The sequence below is a fragment of the Sharpea porci genome (assembly GCF_009695655.1).
GTDB classification, from domain to species: Bacteria; Bacillota_I; Bacilli_A; order Erysipelotrichales; family Coprobacillaceae; genus Sharpea; species Sharpea porci.
The window spans coordinates 29,946-43,741 of sequence record NZ_VUNM01000021.1; the positions used below are offsets into that span (position 1 = coordinate 29,946).

General features: G+C 36.8%; 14 protein-coding genes. 13 read left to right on the plus strand and 1 reads right to left on the minus strand.

The window, feature by feature from the left end:
* The first annotated feature begins 83 nt into the window (after positions 1-83).
* The 6 genes from FYJ79_RS08885 to FYJ79_RS08910 all read left to right on the plus strand — a co-directional run bounded on the left by FYJ79_RS08885 (position 84) and on the right by FYJ79_RS08910 (position 7,568).
* Entirely contained in the window at positions 84-1,313 is a 1,230-nt protein-coding gene (locus FYJ79_RS08885; protein ID WP_195837057.1) for a PfkB family carbohydrate kinase, read from the plus strand.
* Positions 1,306-1,695: a hypothetical protein gene (locus tag FYJ79_RS08890; RefSeq protein WP_154517083.1), complete on the plus strand. Its 390-nt coding sequence runs from the start codon at positions 1,306-1,308 to the stop codon at positions 1,693-1,695. The genes FYJ79_RS08885 and FYJ79_RS08890 overlap by 8 nt, the downstream gene beginning before the upstream one ends.
* Positions 1,682-3,016: an MATE family efflux transporter gene (locus FYJ79_RS08895; RefSeq protein ID WP_229771435.1), complete on the plus strand. Its 1,335-nt coding sequence runs from the start codon at positions 1,682-1,684 to the stop codon at positions 3,014-3,016. Before FYJ79_RS08890 ends, FYJ79_RS08895 begins: the two co-directional genes overlap by 14 nt.
* 722 nt (positions 3,017-3,738) lie before the next feature.
* Positions 3,739-6,267 carry a ribonucleoside-diphosphate reductase subunit alpha gene (locus tag FYJ79_RS08900; protein ID WP_154517086.1) on the plus strand — a complete coding sequence of 843 codons (2,529 nt, stop codon included), beginning with the start codon at positions 3,739-3,741 and terminating at the stop codon, positions 6,265-6,267.
* A gap of 18 nt (positions 6,268-6,285) precedes the next feature.
* On the plus strand, positions 6,286-7,332 hold the full coding sequence (locus FYJ79_RS08905; protein ID WP_154517089.1) for a ribonucleotide-diphosphate reductase subunit beta: 1,047 nt from the start codon (positions 6,286-6,288) through the stop codon (positions 7,330-7,332).
* 98 nt (positions 7,333-7,430) lie between these two features.
* Positions 7,431-7,568 (plus strand): hypothetical protein, encoded by a 138-nt coding sequence (locus FYJ79_RS08910; protein WP_154517092.1) that lies wholly within the window; start codon positions 7,431-7,433, stop codon positions 7,566-7,568.
* 26 nt (positions 7,569-7,594) lie between these two features.
* Here FYJ79_RS08910 and FYJ79_RS08915 read toward each other — a convergent pair whose 3' ends face one another.
* Positions 7,595-7,768 (minus strand): hypothetical protein, encoded by a 174-nt coding sequence (locus FYJ79_RS08915; RefSeq protein WP_154517095.1) that lies wholly within the window; start codon positions 7,766-7,768, stop codon positions 7,595-7,597.
* A 79-nt stretch (positions 7,769-7,847) separates the two neighbouring features.
* Between FYJ79_RS08915 and FYJ79_RS08920 the strand changes: the two genes are divergently transcribed.
* The 7 genes from FYJ79_RS08920 to FYJ79_RS08950 all read left to right on the plus strand — a co-directional run bounded on the left by FYJ79_RS08920 (position 7,848) and on the right by FYJ79_RS08950 (position 13,305).
* Positions 7,848-8,069, plus strand: a complete 222-nt coding sequence (locus FYJ79_RS08920) for a hypothetical protein (protein ID WP_154517098.1) — start codon at positions 7,848-7,850, stop codon at positions 8,067-8,069.
* 64 nt (positions 8,070-8,133) lie between these two features.
* A complete protein-coding gene (locus tag FYJ79_RS08925) occupies positions 8,134-8,343 on the plus strand; it encodes a helix-turn-helix transcriptional regulator (protein WP_229771436.1) in 210 nt (69 codons plus the stop codon).
* Between the two features lie 64 nt (positions 8,344-8,407).
* Complete coding sequence (locus FYJ79_RS08930; protein WP_195837058.1) at positions 8,408-9,073, plus strand: esterase; 666 nt, start codon at positions 8,408-8,410, stop codon at positions 9,071-9,073.
* Complete coding sequence (thpR, locus tag FYJ79_RS08935; protein WP_154517107.1) at positions 9,066-9,575, plus strand: RNA 2',3'-cyclic phosphodiesterase; 510 nt, start codon at positions 9,066-9,068, stop codon at positions 9,573-9,575. Before FYJ79_RS08930 ends, thpR begins: the two co-directional genes overlap by 8 nt.
* A gap of 214 nt (positions 9,576-9,789) precedes the next feature.
* Positions 9,790-12,150: a response regulator transcription factor gene (locus FYJ79_RS08940; protein ID WP_154517110.1), complete on the plus strand. Its 2,361-nt coding sequence runs from the start codon at positions 9,790-9,792 to the stop codon at positions 12,148-12,150.
* A 292-nt stretch (positions 12,151-12,442) separates the two neighbouring features.
* Entirely contained in the window at positions 12,443-13,027 is a 585-nt protein-coding gene (locus FYJ79_RS08945) for a DUF4230 domain-containing protein (protein ID WP_154517113.1), read from the plus strand.
* An 80-nt stretch (positions 13,028-13,107) separates the two neighbouring features.
* Positions 13,108-13,305 (plus strand): hypothetical protein, encoded by a 198-nt coding sequence (locus tag FYJ79_RS08950; RefSeq protein WP_154517116.1) that lies wholly within the window; start codon positions 13,108-13,110, stop codon positions 13,303-13,305.
* Positions 13,306-13,796 lie beyond the last annotated feature (491 nt).

A 13,796-nucleotide genomic window follows, 5' to 3' on the forward strand; every position in this document is an offset into this window, starting at 1 on the left:
GGGTGCTTATGAAGCATCCTTTTTCTTATAGTGATTTACTATCATCTTATGATATAATGCGGGAAGAAAAGGATGTTGGAATAATGAAAGTATTATGTTTTGGATCGATGAATATTGATGAGAGTTATCTCATGGATCACTTTGTGCGTCCAGGAGAAACGCAATCAGCACTTAAATGTACAAGAAGTCTTGGTGGTAAAGGTTTCAACCAGGCTCTGGCTATTGCCAAAGCTGGTGGTGAAGTCATCATGGCAGGCTGTATTGGTCGTGATGGATATGACTTTAAGAAAGCCTTAGAACAATATCACTGTACAACACAGTTTATACGTGAAGTCAATGCGCCAACTGGTCATGCCTTTATTCAGGTCGCTGGTGGTGAAAATGCGATTGTGATAAATCATGGAGCTAATCATGCCATTACTGATGCATTTATTGATGAAGTACTTAGTGTTATGCATGCTGGTGATATGATCTTATTACAAAATGAGATTAATAATGTTGATAAGATCATCAAGAAAGCTCATGAAAGAAAACTGAAGATTATCTTTAATGCGGCACCTATGCATGAAACTGTCCTTGATTATCCATTAGATGTCATTGACTTGCTTGTTGTCAATGTACGAGAAGCACAAGCTCTTACAAATAATCCAACAAGTCTTGAAAAACTGATGAATGCCCTGGAAACAAAGTTCATGCATCAGGATATTTTGTTAACAGTTGGTGGGCAGGGGAGCTATTATTTATCAGAAGGTAAACGTAAATATGTTGCTGCTCTGTCTTGCCATGTGGTGGATACGACTGGAGCTGGTGATACCTATATTGGTTATTATCTTGCGAGTCTGATGGCGAATAAATCTATTGAAGAAGCTATGCAGATTGCCAGTCTTGCAGCTGCCTGTACATGTGAGAAAAGTGGGGCGAGTAGTGCAATCCCGACCAAAGATGAACTCAAAAAAGCTTATATTATCCGTCAAGCAATCAATCTTCCTGTCTTTGAAGGTAAGAGTGTTACTTATCATAAAGGAGAATTTGATAAGAATATTCCCCATTTTGATGAAGCGACAAAAGATTATGTTTATCGTTTCTATAAGCTAGGACTTTTTGATGAAGATTATTATAAGCATTTTAAGAAGATGGGTGTGAAGGCGATTGAGGACATGGATTTACTAGAATGTGTGACAATGCTGACATTCTATATGCGTGAAGAACGTGTCCATACAGCACTCATGGCTCATGCAATTGAAAATGGGAAATTTAAGGCTATAGCTGACCGTCTGCAAGAACTCATACGATTGGAGGTTGCTCATGATTAAGATTAAGAATACAAGAAGCACATATGCCTATGATGAAGACTTTGATGGCTATCAGTTACAAAGTGCTATATGTGAAATCAACATCGAAGAAGATGGTGAAGAGAAATATGTAACATGTGCCTGGAAGGCAGAAGCACCAGAGTATATGTCTTTCTATACGACAAAGTATTCTTTGTGGAATTTACTGACGTTTGAAGAAGATGACATTGATGAATTGACAAATACCATTAAGACAGGTGAAGCACTTGTCTCAATCAAAAATGCCAAGGCAAGCCATTATGTGCTTCTCTATAATAAAGCCTTTCATGAAGTACGTAAGCTGATTCAACTTAAGGGCTTCTATCGTATCGAATACGAAGAAGCCTGGTATGAAAATGACTAAGGATATGACAAAGGGGAAGCTTGCTCCCCTCATTATTTCTTTTACAATACCTCTTGTCTTAGGGAATATTCTACAGCTGACCTATAATGCTGTTGATTCAATTATTGTTGGTCGTTTTGTGTCTTCCTTGGCATTAGCAGCTATTGGGACGAGCAATCCTTTAATGACATTAGTCATCTTGATGCTTAATGGCATCTGCTTAGGGGCAGGCATTTTGGTGGGTCTTCTCTATGGCGCTAAGGACTACAGGAGGCTTGAACGACAGGTTTCTACAGCGCTTATTGCTGGAACAATCTTTTCTCTTGTGATGAGTCTTTTTGCCTTTCTCTTTGCGAAAGAGCTTCTTATGATATTACAGGTTGAAGACCAATTACTTATTGAAGCAACAAGCTACTTGCGCATTGTCTCATTAGGTCTTGTCTTTACTTTTCTTTATAATTTCTTTGCTTCAACATTAAGAGCTATGGGTGATTCCAAATCCCCCCTCATCTTCTTAGGTGTTTCAGCAATCTTAAATATTATTGGTGATCTCTTCTTTGTGATTGTCCTTGATTTTGGTATTCATGGTGTCGCTTTATCAACAGTAATCAGTGAAGGTTTGTCCGCATTGATGTGTTTAGTCTATATTAAGAAAAATGTCCCCGTACTCAATTTAGGCAAACGCTGGTTCATCTTTGATCATACTATGCTTTCTAAAACAATTTCCTATGGGATTGTCACAGCCCTCCAGCAATCAACAGTCCAGATAGGAAAACTAGGCATCCAGATGATTGTCAATACAATGGGGGTATCCACAACAGCAGCCTTCAATGCCGTCAATCGTACGGATGATTTTGCGATTGTTCCAGAACAGAATATCGCCCATGCCATGACAGCTGTAATGGCTCAGAACAAAGGGGCTAAAGAAGAACAAAGAGTTCGTGAGGCATTTAGAGTAGGCAATCGGATTGAACTAATATATGGTCTAATAGTCGGATTGCTTTTCTTCATTCTAGCTAATCCCATCATGCAACTCTTCACCAAAGACATGAAAGTCATTAAGCTAGGTGAAGTCTATCTTCATTGCATAGCCTTCATGTATATACTTCCAGCCATCACAAATGCCATTCAGGGCTATTTTAGAGGTATAGGTGATTTGAAGATCACTTTCTTTAGCAGCTTGATTAATATGACTGGTAGAGTTATCAGTGCACTCATTCTTGTCTTTACTTTGCATATAGGCATGATTGGTATTCCTTTAAGCTATCTTGTGGGATGGATATGTATGCTTCTCTTTGAAGTGCCATTTCTTTTCCATATGTTGAATAAGCATGACTGGTAGTTGTATATAGATCATGAAATGATTAAAGGCTGCAATTCAGCACCCAAAGGTCATCTAGGAGCTTATGGCGTAGAAGTGTGGGTGTAATGCTCATGCTGCACCGTTTTTTATGTTGATTTGTGACTGTTCTTAACTCAAAAAGAGTTAAGCATGTAGGTGATGACATGGCATATCTCTATAAAGTTCTTGCAGTCAAGGTAACTATGAGGATGTAGAGTTAAAAAAGAATCTCATAAGAGTTTATCGTGAGCAGCTGCAAAGCGATAAAGAAAAAGTCGAAAATCTCCTAGAGTTCTCAAATAGCACTATGTTGATTCCAAGCACTCAATAATTTTCAAATTATGAAAAGTGCTTGAAATCGCTTACAAAAGTGATTATAGTGTAATTAGAAAAAAGAAAAGAAAGAAGGAGATTCCAAAATTCTAGATACTGAAAATTCGTTTAATGAAAAGACATCTTGTTTAGATAATTCATTACATTCCTAGTATATAAAGCCAAGCAAAGAAGACTTTCTTCTCTACAGAATCAAACGATAATGGTGATTCAAGACTAAGTACTTAATGGATGACAGGTAAAGTGATGAATACGTAAGCAGGGTGTCTTTTCATATACTCTGAAAAAATAATGCGTTCTTTTTGCCTGTTAGAAGAGATGTCGATATACTGAAAAAAGCTAAGTATGTTGGAAAGGAGAGGGGCAGTATGTCCTGCCTCAAATAAAGAATGAAAACGATCGTCAAGAGAGATAATCGCAAAGAAGCCTATGATGGGAAGAAGATTATTCATGCCATTCAAAAAGCATTCAATGCGTCAAAAGAAGAGATTAGTCAAGAGAAGCTAGAAGCGTTGCTTGTAGAAATCGCTGATATGCTTAAGGGAGAAGATGTTGTTGCGGTTGAACGTGTACAGGATGCCGTTGAACAGATTTTGATGAAGAATGGATTTTATAATGTTGCAAGAAATTACATTCTTTATCGAGAAAAGAGAAATGAAATCAGACAGGCACGTAAGCATCTTTTACAAGTTGTCGCTATTGATGAACATGATAACGAGGATAATCTCAATGATGTCATCAAGCGTATTCAAAAGACATTCCCAAAAAGAGATATCAATCGCTTGACTTCTCGTTATGAAGCTATGGCTAAGGATCTCATGAGCCAGAAAGAACGTCTTGAATTATTGACAAGAGCAGCTGCGGAACTGACAAGCAAGGAAGAGCCGGAATGGGAAAAGATTGCCGGTCGTTTATTATGTTTTCAATTCATGCGTGAACTGAAAGAAACAGAAAAGACAATGCATATTCATTCTTTCTATGACAAGATTGTCATGATGACAGAAAAAGAACTCTATGGTGCCTATATCCTTGAAAACTATACGAAAGAAGAAATTGATCAATTAGAACAAGCGCTAGACCAAAGCCGTAACGACCTCTTTGGTTATTCGGGCTTAGATTTATTGCTTTCTCGCTATGTCATTCATACGCATGATAAAGTAGCCATTGAATCTCCTCAGGAAATGTATATGGGTATTGCCATGCATCTTGCCATGAAAGAACCGCATGATCGTCTAATATGGGTGAAGAAGTTCTATGATATGATGTCACTTCATAAAGTTACGATGGCAACACCAACACAATCCAATGCCCGCAAGCCATATCATCAGCTTTCGAGCTGCTTTATCGATACCGTACCGGATAGTCTGGATGGTATTTATAATGCTGTTTCGAAGTTTGCTGATGTCTCAAAATATGGTGGCGGCATGGGAATGTATTTTGGTAAGGTTCGTGCTCGTGGTGGAACTATCCGCGGTTTTGAAGGGGCATCTGGTGGTGTCATTCGCTGGATTCGTCTTGTCAATGATACAGCTGTTGCTGTTGACCAGCTTGGCATGCGTCAGGGGGCTGTAGCCGTTTATCTTGATGTGTGGCATAAGGACCTTCCTGAATTCTTGCAGCTTCGTACGAATAATGGCGATGATCGTATGAAAGCACATGATGTCTTCCCAGCTGTATGTTATCCTGATTTATTCTGGAAACAGGCTAGAGATGACTTGGAGGGCAACTGGTATCTTCTTGATCCTCATGAAGTGCTCTTGAAAAAAGGTTATGCGCTTGAAGACTGTTATGGTGAGGAATGGGAAAGAAAGTATCATGAATGTATTAGTGATCCAACGATCTCTAAACGTGTTGTTCCTATTAAAGATATTGTCAGATTAATCTTAAAATCAGCTGTTGAAACAGGTACACCATTTGCTTTTAACAGAGATGTAGTCAATCGTATGAATCCTAATAAACATAAGGGGATGATCTATTGTTCTAATCTCTGTACAGAAATAGCTCAGAATATGTCAGAAGCTGAAATACTTTCAGAGAAAGTTGAATTAGAAAATGGCGAAGAAGTGATTGTTACAAGAAGCAAGCCTGGGGACTTTGTTGTTTGTAATCTTGCTTCCTTATGCTTAGGGAATATTGATGTCAATAATAGCCAAGAAATTGAAGAGATTACAAGTACGGTAGTACGTGCTCTTGATAATGTCATTGACTTGAATTTCTATCCTGTTGCTGATGCAAAAATCACTAACCAGCATTATCGTGCAATTGGTCTAGGGGTATCTGGATATCATCATATGTTAGCAAAGAATGGTATCAAGTGGGAATCTGAAGAACATCTTGCTTTTGTTGATCATGTCTTTGAAGATATCAATTATGCAGCCATCAAAGCTTCAACAAAGCTTGCCAAAGAAAGAGGCTCATATCCTTATTTTGCGGGTTCAGAATGGGAAGATGGCCAATATTTCGATCGAAGAAATTACACTTCACCTAGATGGCAAGAACTCAAGAAAGAGGTTCATGAAGGTATTCGTAATGCCTGGATCCTAGCGACAGCACCAACATCTTCAACATCCATTCTTATTGGTACATCAGCAGGACTTGATCCTGTCATGCATCGTTTCTTCCTCGAAGAAAAGAAGGGGGCTATCTTACCTAGAGTTGCCCCAGAGCTTTCAATGGAAACATATTGGTATTACAAGAGTGCGCATTCTATTGACCAGAGGTGGTCTGTCAAGGCAGCAGGTATCCGTCAGCGCCATATTGATCAGTCCCAGTCTGTCAATTTCTGGATTACTAATGAATATAAAATGAGCCAGTTACTAAGACTCTATATTCAAGCCTGGGAAGAGGGCGTGAAGACCGTCTATTATGTACGTTCTCGTGCGCTTGATCCTGAAGAATGTGAATCTTGTTCAGCATAGTAAGAAAGAAGGAAAAACATGGAAAACAAAATTATGCGTAAGCCACTCTTCAACCCTGAAGGGGATACGAGTGTTGCACATCGCCGTCTTATCAATTTCAATACGACAAATATCAATGATTTTAATAATATGAAATATGAATGGGTATCTGACTGGTATCGTCAGGCCATGAATAACTTCTGGATTCCTGAAGAAATTAATTTGAATCAGGATAAATCTGACTACCCCCATTTACCTCATGCTGAACGCATTGCTTATGACAAGATTTTATCATTTCTTGTCTATCTTGATTCACTCCAATCAGCTAACCTGCCTAATATTAGTCAGTATGTGACAGCTAATGAAGTGAATCTCTGTCTTGGCATTCAGACATTCCAGGAATGCATTCATTCACAGAGCTATTCTTATATGTTGGATACGATATGCAATCCTACAGAAAGAAATGATATCCTCTATCAATGGAAGACGGATGAACATTTATTAAAGAGAAATGAATTTATTGGTCATCTCTATAATGAATTCATCAACAAACAAGACAAAGAAACATTCTTACGAGTCTTAATAGCCAATTATATCTTAGAAGGCATCTATTTCTATTCTGGCTTCATGTTCTTCTATAATCTAGGAAGAAATGGCAGAATGCCAGGCTCAGTACAGGAAATACGCTATATCAATAGGGATGAGAATACCCATTTATGGCTTTTCAGAAATATTCTTGTAGAACTGAGAAAAGAAGAACCTGATCTCTTTGATGATGCTCATATCAAGATTATTAAGGATATGATTCAGGAAGGTGTTGAACAGGAAATTGCCTGGGGTAAATATGTTATTGGTAATGAAATTGAAGGTCTTAATGAAAAGATGATTGAAGATTATATTAAGTATCTTGGCAACTTACGTTATTCATCATTAGGCCTTGGAACACTTTATCCAGGTTATGAAAAAGAACCTGCGGATATGAAGTGGGTATCTCTTTATGCCGATGCTAACCAGGTGAAGACAGACTTCTTTGAAGCCCGTTCAACAGCCTATGCGAAATCATCAGCTATCGAAGATGACCTATAGTCAAAAAGGGAAAGAAGCACTTTCCCTTTTTAGACAATAAATGTGTTTCAATTTGACTCATATAATGATAAAATGACTCTAGTCAGGAGGGATCTTTGATGAGTGTTTATGAAACAATTGGTACGCTTATTCTTATGGTTGCAGCCTTTCTTATAATGGCTATTATCTGGAAAGTTACGGATTTACTCCATGTTGGTGAACCAAAAGAGGATAAGCAGAAAAAGATCGAACAATAGTTCTAGAGAAATCTAGAGCTTTTTTTCTATAACTTAATAATCCCACATAATCCTAGGATAAGAATAACGCCGGCAAACAAGCCAAGCGCACCCCAGGAATAAGCAACTTTTCTATCTTTTTCTCTATTTCTAATAAACATCACAACCCCAACAACAATCAACATCACTTCAATCAACATATTCACACTAAAATGCATCATCTAATTCCCCTTTCAATCATATTGCATGAAATATCTTACCATCTATGCTATAGTGTTGTCACGAAAGGGTGAGAGGTAGATGAAAAATATCGATATTACAGATAATATCCCTGCTCTTTTTGGAGCTATTGAAACATTAAAACAACAAGTCGCTAAAAAAGAAGGTGACGCATATATAGAAGGACAGGGGGTCATCACTGGTCTTGAACTCGCCATTGGTCTTCTTGGCTTAGAAGAACCCTATCAAGTCTTTAAAGACTATGTCGACGATGAAGATGAAAATAATGATTTAATAAACTAGGTGTGCTGCAAGCACACCTTTTATCATGAAAAAAGAGATATAAATGTCTTGTGAGGTGTTTTTAATGAGACTTGTCACAACATTAATCATATTAAGAAATGATCATCACATGACACAGGAAGACTTATCAAAGGTTGTTGGTGTATCGCGTGAGACAATTGGAAGGCTTGAAAGAGGCGAATTCAATCCATCCTATCGTCTTGTTTATGAGATTGCTCATGTATTTGGGAAGAATGTAGAAGAAGTCTTCTATTATCAGGAAACAGATGACTGAAAGGTCATCTTTTCTTGTTGTAATATGTTGTGTTTCTATTACAATGAATATTAGAGGTGATTTAATGGAAACAATAAAGAATCTTCAATGTTTTATTCATGGTAAGAAACAAGCAAAATATTTATTAATACAGCCTATCGATGAACATGACTTAGAAGCCATGGAAGAAGAGATAGAAACAATCAATAAAACGACTAAAGATTATCTTTTAGTAGGTATATTGGTCAATGACTGGCAAAAAGAGCTTTCACCATGGTTTATGCCTGCTATATTTGGCAATCAGGACTTTACAGGTGGGGCTGATCTATTCTATCAAGAAGTCAAAGAAGTTATTAAAGAAGTCAAAGTGCTCTATGCAATGCAAGATGCTAATGTCATTATTGGTGGTTATTCACTTGCTGGACTCTTTGCGCTTTATGCAGCCTATCAGGACGAATATGATGGGGTTGTGGGGGCTTCGCCAAGTGTCTGGTTCAAAGACTTTTTAAGTTATACACAAACTCATCCAATTCAAACACAATATGTCTATTTATCACTAGGTGACAAGGAAGAAAAGGCAAGAAATAAGATTATGGCTAGTGTGGGTGATTGCTTAAGAACATATCAATCATATCTTCAAAATGAAACCCATTGCGTTCTTGAAATGAATCCTGGCAATCACTTTAAAGATACGGGTATAAGAGTGGGCAAGGGATTTAGCTGGATTATTCAGAACTTAAATCATGCGTAGAGTCTATTATGCTTTGACATTCAATCAAGAAGCTACCCACAAAATCATCACTAATGTCAATCGACTTAAAGAACATGCCTTACAGATGAAACCCATTCCTGAAAATTCTATTCATATGACAATGGCCTTTTTAGGGGAAGTAGAGGAATCACTGATTGATGAATTGTTGGAAATAAGAGATGAAATAAGCTTTGAACCTTTTTGTTTCAATCTTGATTATCTTGATAGTTTTCCTGATTGCAATAGTCGCCTTTATTATCTTTCAACAACACATGCTCAAGAACTTTATGCTTTACAAAGCACTCTTGTTCAAAAGCTTTATCAACATAAGATTGCCTTTCATGATAAACAGTTCTTGCCCCATGTGACTTTATCACGAAAGACCATTTTAAAAGAACCTACTGATTTAATATTACCCATTTCTTGTACTATCACATCATTAGAACTCTTAGAATCCATTCCCTATAAACAAACACGAATAGGTATTCCTGTAAAAAAATAGTGAATGTATGATTTTTATTGTCGTGAGGGGTATCGATTGATTATAATAAGGCTAGAGGAAGTCATGGGAAATGTCTCCAGAGACTCACGATTCTTTCCTTTAATTCTTGTTTTCTCATATATAAAAGAATGGGTGGCATTTCTGATTTCTTCTTAGATGACTTTTGGTATCCTTCAGGATACCTTTTTGTGTATAATGGGAAAGAGGTGATTTCATGCGCTATATCAAGATACAAAATGTCTATCGTTTATTAAAAGAAGCTGAAGATAACTATGTGCCTTGTCTTCTTCTCGCTCCAACAGGCTATGGGAAAAGTGCTGCAGTCCATTACTTTTATCGTCGTAAAGCCACTCTTGAACTCAGCGGTCTTCATGGCAAGCTAGATGCTATGCCGGATATCAATAGTATTAGAGTCGGTACGATTATTATCGATAATATCAGTTTTATTCGTGATGAAGAATCAAAACAATATATTCTCTCTTTGTTTGATCATCCGGAATTTCATATGATTGTTATTGGGAGGGGGAGAATGCCCCAATGGCTAATGACAAAGCTATTTGATCGAAATTATGTTTTGATTGGAGAGAAAGCTTTTGTCTTGAATACAAGTCATGTTAAAGCATTCCTAGAAAACTATCACCTGCATTTAAGTGAAGCAGACATCAAGTTGCTGACAAAGGCAAGCCGTGGCTTTCCGGTGAGCGTCATGGCCATGTGTGGTCATCTGCTTAAAGGTGAAAAGATTCAGGAATTCGCACAAGGATTAGGCTGGGAGGATGTTTTTAGCTATTTTAAAGAACATGTCTATCGTTATTTACCTCCTGATGTTAGGATGTTTTATTTGAAGATGGGGGTCTTTAAGAAGTTTGATAGCGATATGGCAAAGGTCATAACGGGATTTGATTATGTGCATAGTATTATTGAATATTCGTTGGATGTTGGGCATTTTGTGACACTTGATGAGCATGGGATTTGGGTGATGCGTGATGAATTTGTGAAATTCTTTGACTGGCGTAGAGGTCTCGAGATGACGCCTGAAGATGTTCGTGCGATTTGTATAGCTGGCGCAAAATATTATGAAGATAAGCAGGAAGATGTTCTTGCAATTAAGTATTATCAGAAAGCACATCAAAGAAATGACATGATTCGTATTTTAAAGAATAATGCGAAAAGACGTCCATCGCTTGCTCATTATAAAGAACTTGAACCCTATTATATGAATTTAACTGATCAAGAAGTAAGATCATCATTCTATTTAAATAAAGGCATTTGTCTTGTTCATTATTTCTTGTTGAGAAATAATGAAAGTCATTACTGGTATCAAGAACTTATAGGAAATAAAAATGAAATAGATGAATATGAATATCAGATACAGATGGATATACTTCAGCTCTATTTACATTTTTCATCACCAAGAACACTTATTGAAAACTTCACACAGCTCTGTTGTGAAAGTCAACACTATCATCTTTCCATTCCACCAATCGACTTAACACTCGCAATGCCTTCTCTTATGAATGGCGGTGTAGACTTTAGTACCTATCTAACAGTTGATGATCAAATCTGGCATAACTTATCATCATCATTGATTGATTTATATGGAGATGAAGGCAAAGGTTTAATCTTGCTTCTACAAAGTGAAAAAAGAATGATTTGTGATGAGAAACCTCATTATGAAATCTTGCGAGACTTATGTGAAGCTTCTGAGCTTGTCAATCATGGCAGACAGCTTGATTTACGCTTTGTGGCAGCAGCATGTATAACACGTATGCATATCTTTGATGGGCAATATGAAAGTGCAGAAAAATGGTTGAGAACATTTCAGGATAGTCTTGTCGATAAGAAAGATGAACGCTTGAAAATGAATGTTGAAGCTTTTGCGACTGCACTTAAACTTTATGTCGGTGATGAACAGGCAGCAAGGCATTATCTTAGTATAGCTCCCAATATCCAGGAAGGTCTTTATATGTTGGATAATTATCGTTATCTTATAACTATTAAAGCCTATGTAACCATCAATGAATTACAGCTTGCCCTAGACAATATTCACTTTCTTCAATCTTATTACAAACGTAAGAATAATATCATCAACACGATCATCCTCCAATTCATAGAGTCCATTATCCTTTATCGATTAGGCAATGACCACTTCAAAGAAGTCTTTCAAGAAGCTTTCCGCAAAGCTCAAAAATTTCATTATGTCTATTTAATCGCCCAGGAAGGAATAGCAATACTGCCCATTCTTGAAGCATCTTACGATAAATCATTCGATCAAGCGTTCTATAAACATGTCTTGCAGGAAACAAGAAAAATTGCTGCTTATTATCCTGAAAACCTTTCCTATATACCAGAAAGAGAAATTCATCTCACTAATCGAGAGACAGAAATATTGGGAATGTTGACAGCAGGTTTATCAAGTGATGAAATATGTCAAAGATGTAGAATCAGCTATAGTGGACTGAAAAAACATAATCGCAATATTTATCGAAAGCTTGGCGTGAAGTCAAGAAGTGAAGCGGAACGGATGGCTAAACGACTGCATTTATTGGCGAAGGATGCACATCCGTGGGATTGATGAAAAAAAGCAGGCATGGTAGCCTTAAGGGTACTATCATATCTCTTTAAAATAACTATAATGAGAAGCGTCAGTAGAGCACTGACTGATGTTTATTCATCATCGATAAGCGATGCTTATCATCCCTTTTACAATATGACTCAAAAAATATCCCAATACATGCATTTGAGCCATAAAGAACCGATTTTCCCACTCGGTTCTTTTTTGTTGCAGAGAAAGTGTATATTTGGTAGTGTTGTTCATGGATAATTCATTTCCGTGAACTACAATACATGCTTACAGGAGGTTGTATATGAGAAAAAATAAAGGAAGTGTACTGACAAAGATTATTATTATTTTAATACTTGTCATTGTCATAGCACTAGGTATACGTTATGTCTATAATCAAATCAGTACCCCAGATACCTCAGCTATACAGGAGTCTTTTGGAGACATTCAAGAACTTGCAACAGAACAATATGAATATACAATTGCTGATAAATATGAAGATAAACAGGAACTCTTTGGCATTAAGATTCCTTTTACAACAGAATCCTTTGTCATCAAATTTAGTGGAACCATTAAAGCAGGTGTAAATCTAGAAAAGGCCAAAGTGACTGCATCAGGCAAGCATGTAACTGTCACATTGCCACAAGTCACAACCCTTTCCCATACTACCAGCAAAGTTACTTATCTTGATCGACATGCCAATATACTTAATCCATCCAACCCTCAAAGCTCAACAGAACTCGTTGATAAATTAAAGGAAAAAGAAGAAAAAAGAGCGATAAAAAAAGGCCTTTATACAAAGGCAGAAAAGAAACTTGAAAGTGTTATCACTGAAGATGTGAAGAAGGTAGCAGGTGATGATATAGGTGTAAAAGTTGTTTTTCAATAGTAAAAAGCTATAACGAAATCGCTTTCTTTCTATGTATATTTTTGGTATGATTTACTTACATGAAAAAAGGGAGTGGATATATGGAGAAGCTAATTTGTAATACGCTTGTCGCTACCGCCCAGAAAGGGTCATTAATTAAAGTCTTGGGTGGTATCTTTGCGGCTGGAGCATTTACTGGCTTAGTGGTCACAAAAGCATGTGGTAATGCTATGGTCAAAAGACATATACGCAAGCAAGAAGAAGCAGATAAAGATTTAAAAATTGTGGAAGTTAAGTAATAGGTCTTAAATGACCTATTTTTTAATACTTAAAAAGAGATATATTTGTGTTAATTGTTGATAATATTTCATAGAGGTATATGAAACGCTTTCATGACTTTGTTTATGTGTGATATACTTTCATAGTAAGGTCTTTCAAACAACAGTTTTTTTCAAAGTAATACATCAAGAAATTTAAAAAGGTTGCCGAAGCAACCTTAGTAAAGTCATCTAAATGACACCAGCAGAGCTGGCATTTAAGCATAAGCTTTATTTTAACTCGTTGTGTTATTTTGGACTGAACAAAACATATTGTTTTGAACAATTAAAGAATAATCTAAAATAGGGAGGTTGTCAAGTTCATGGCTAAAAATAAGGATAGAAGTGTGAGTCAAACATGATATTGTCTTTATGTACCAAGAAAGAAAGTGTCCTGAATGATAGATCTGAAAAAAGCATGTTACAATAATCTCCTAACTATTCTATAAGACTTGGAGGTATTGCATGAGAAA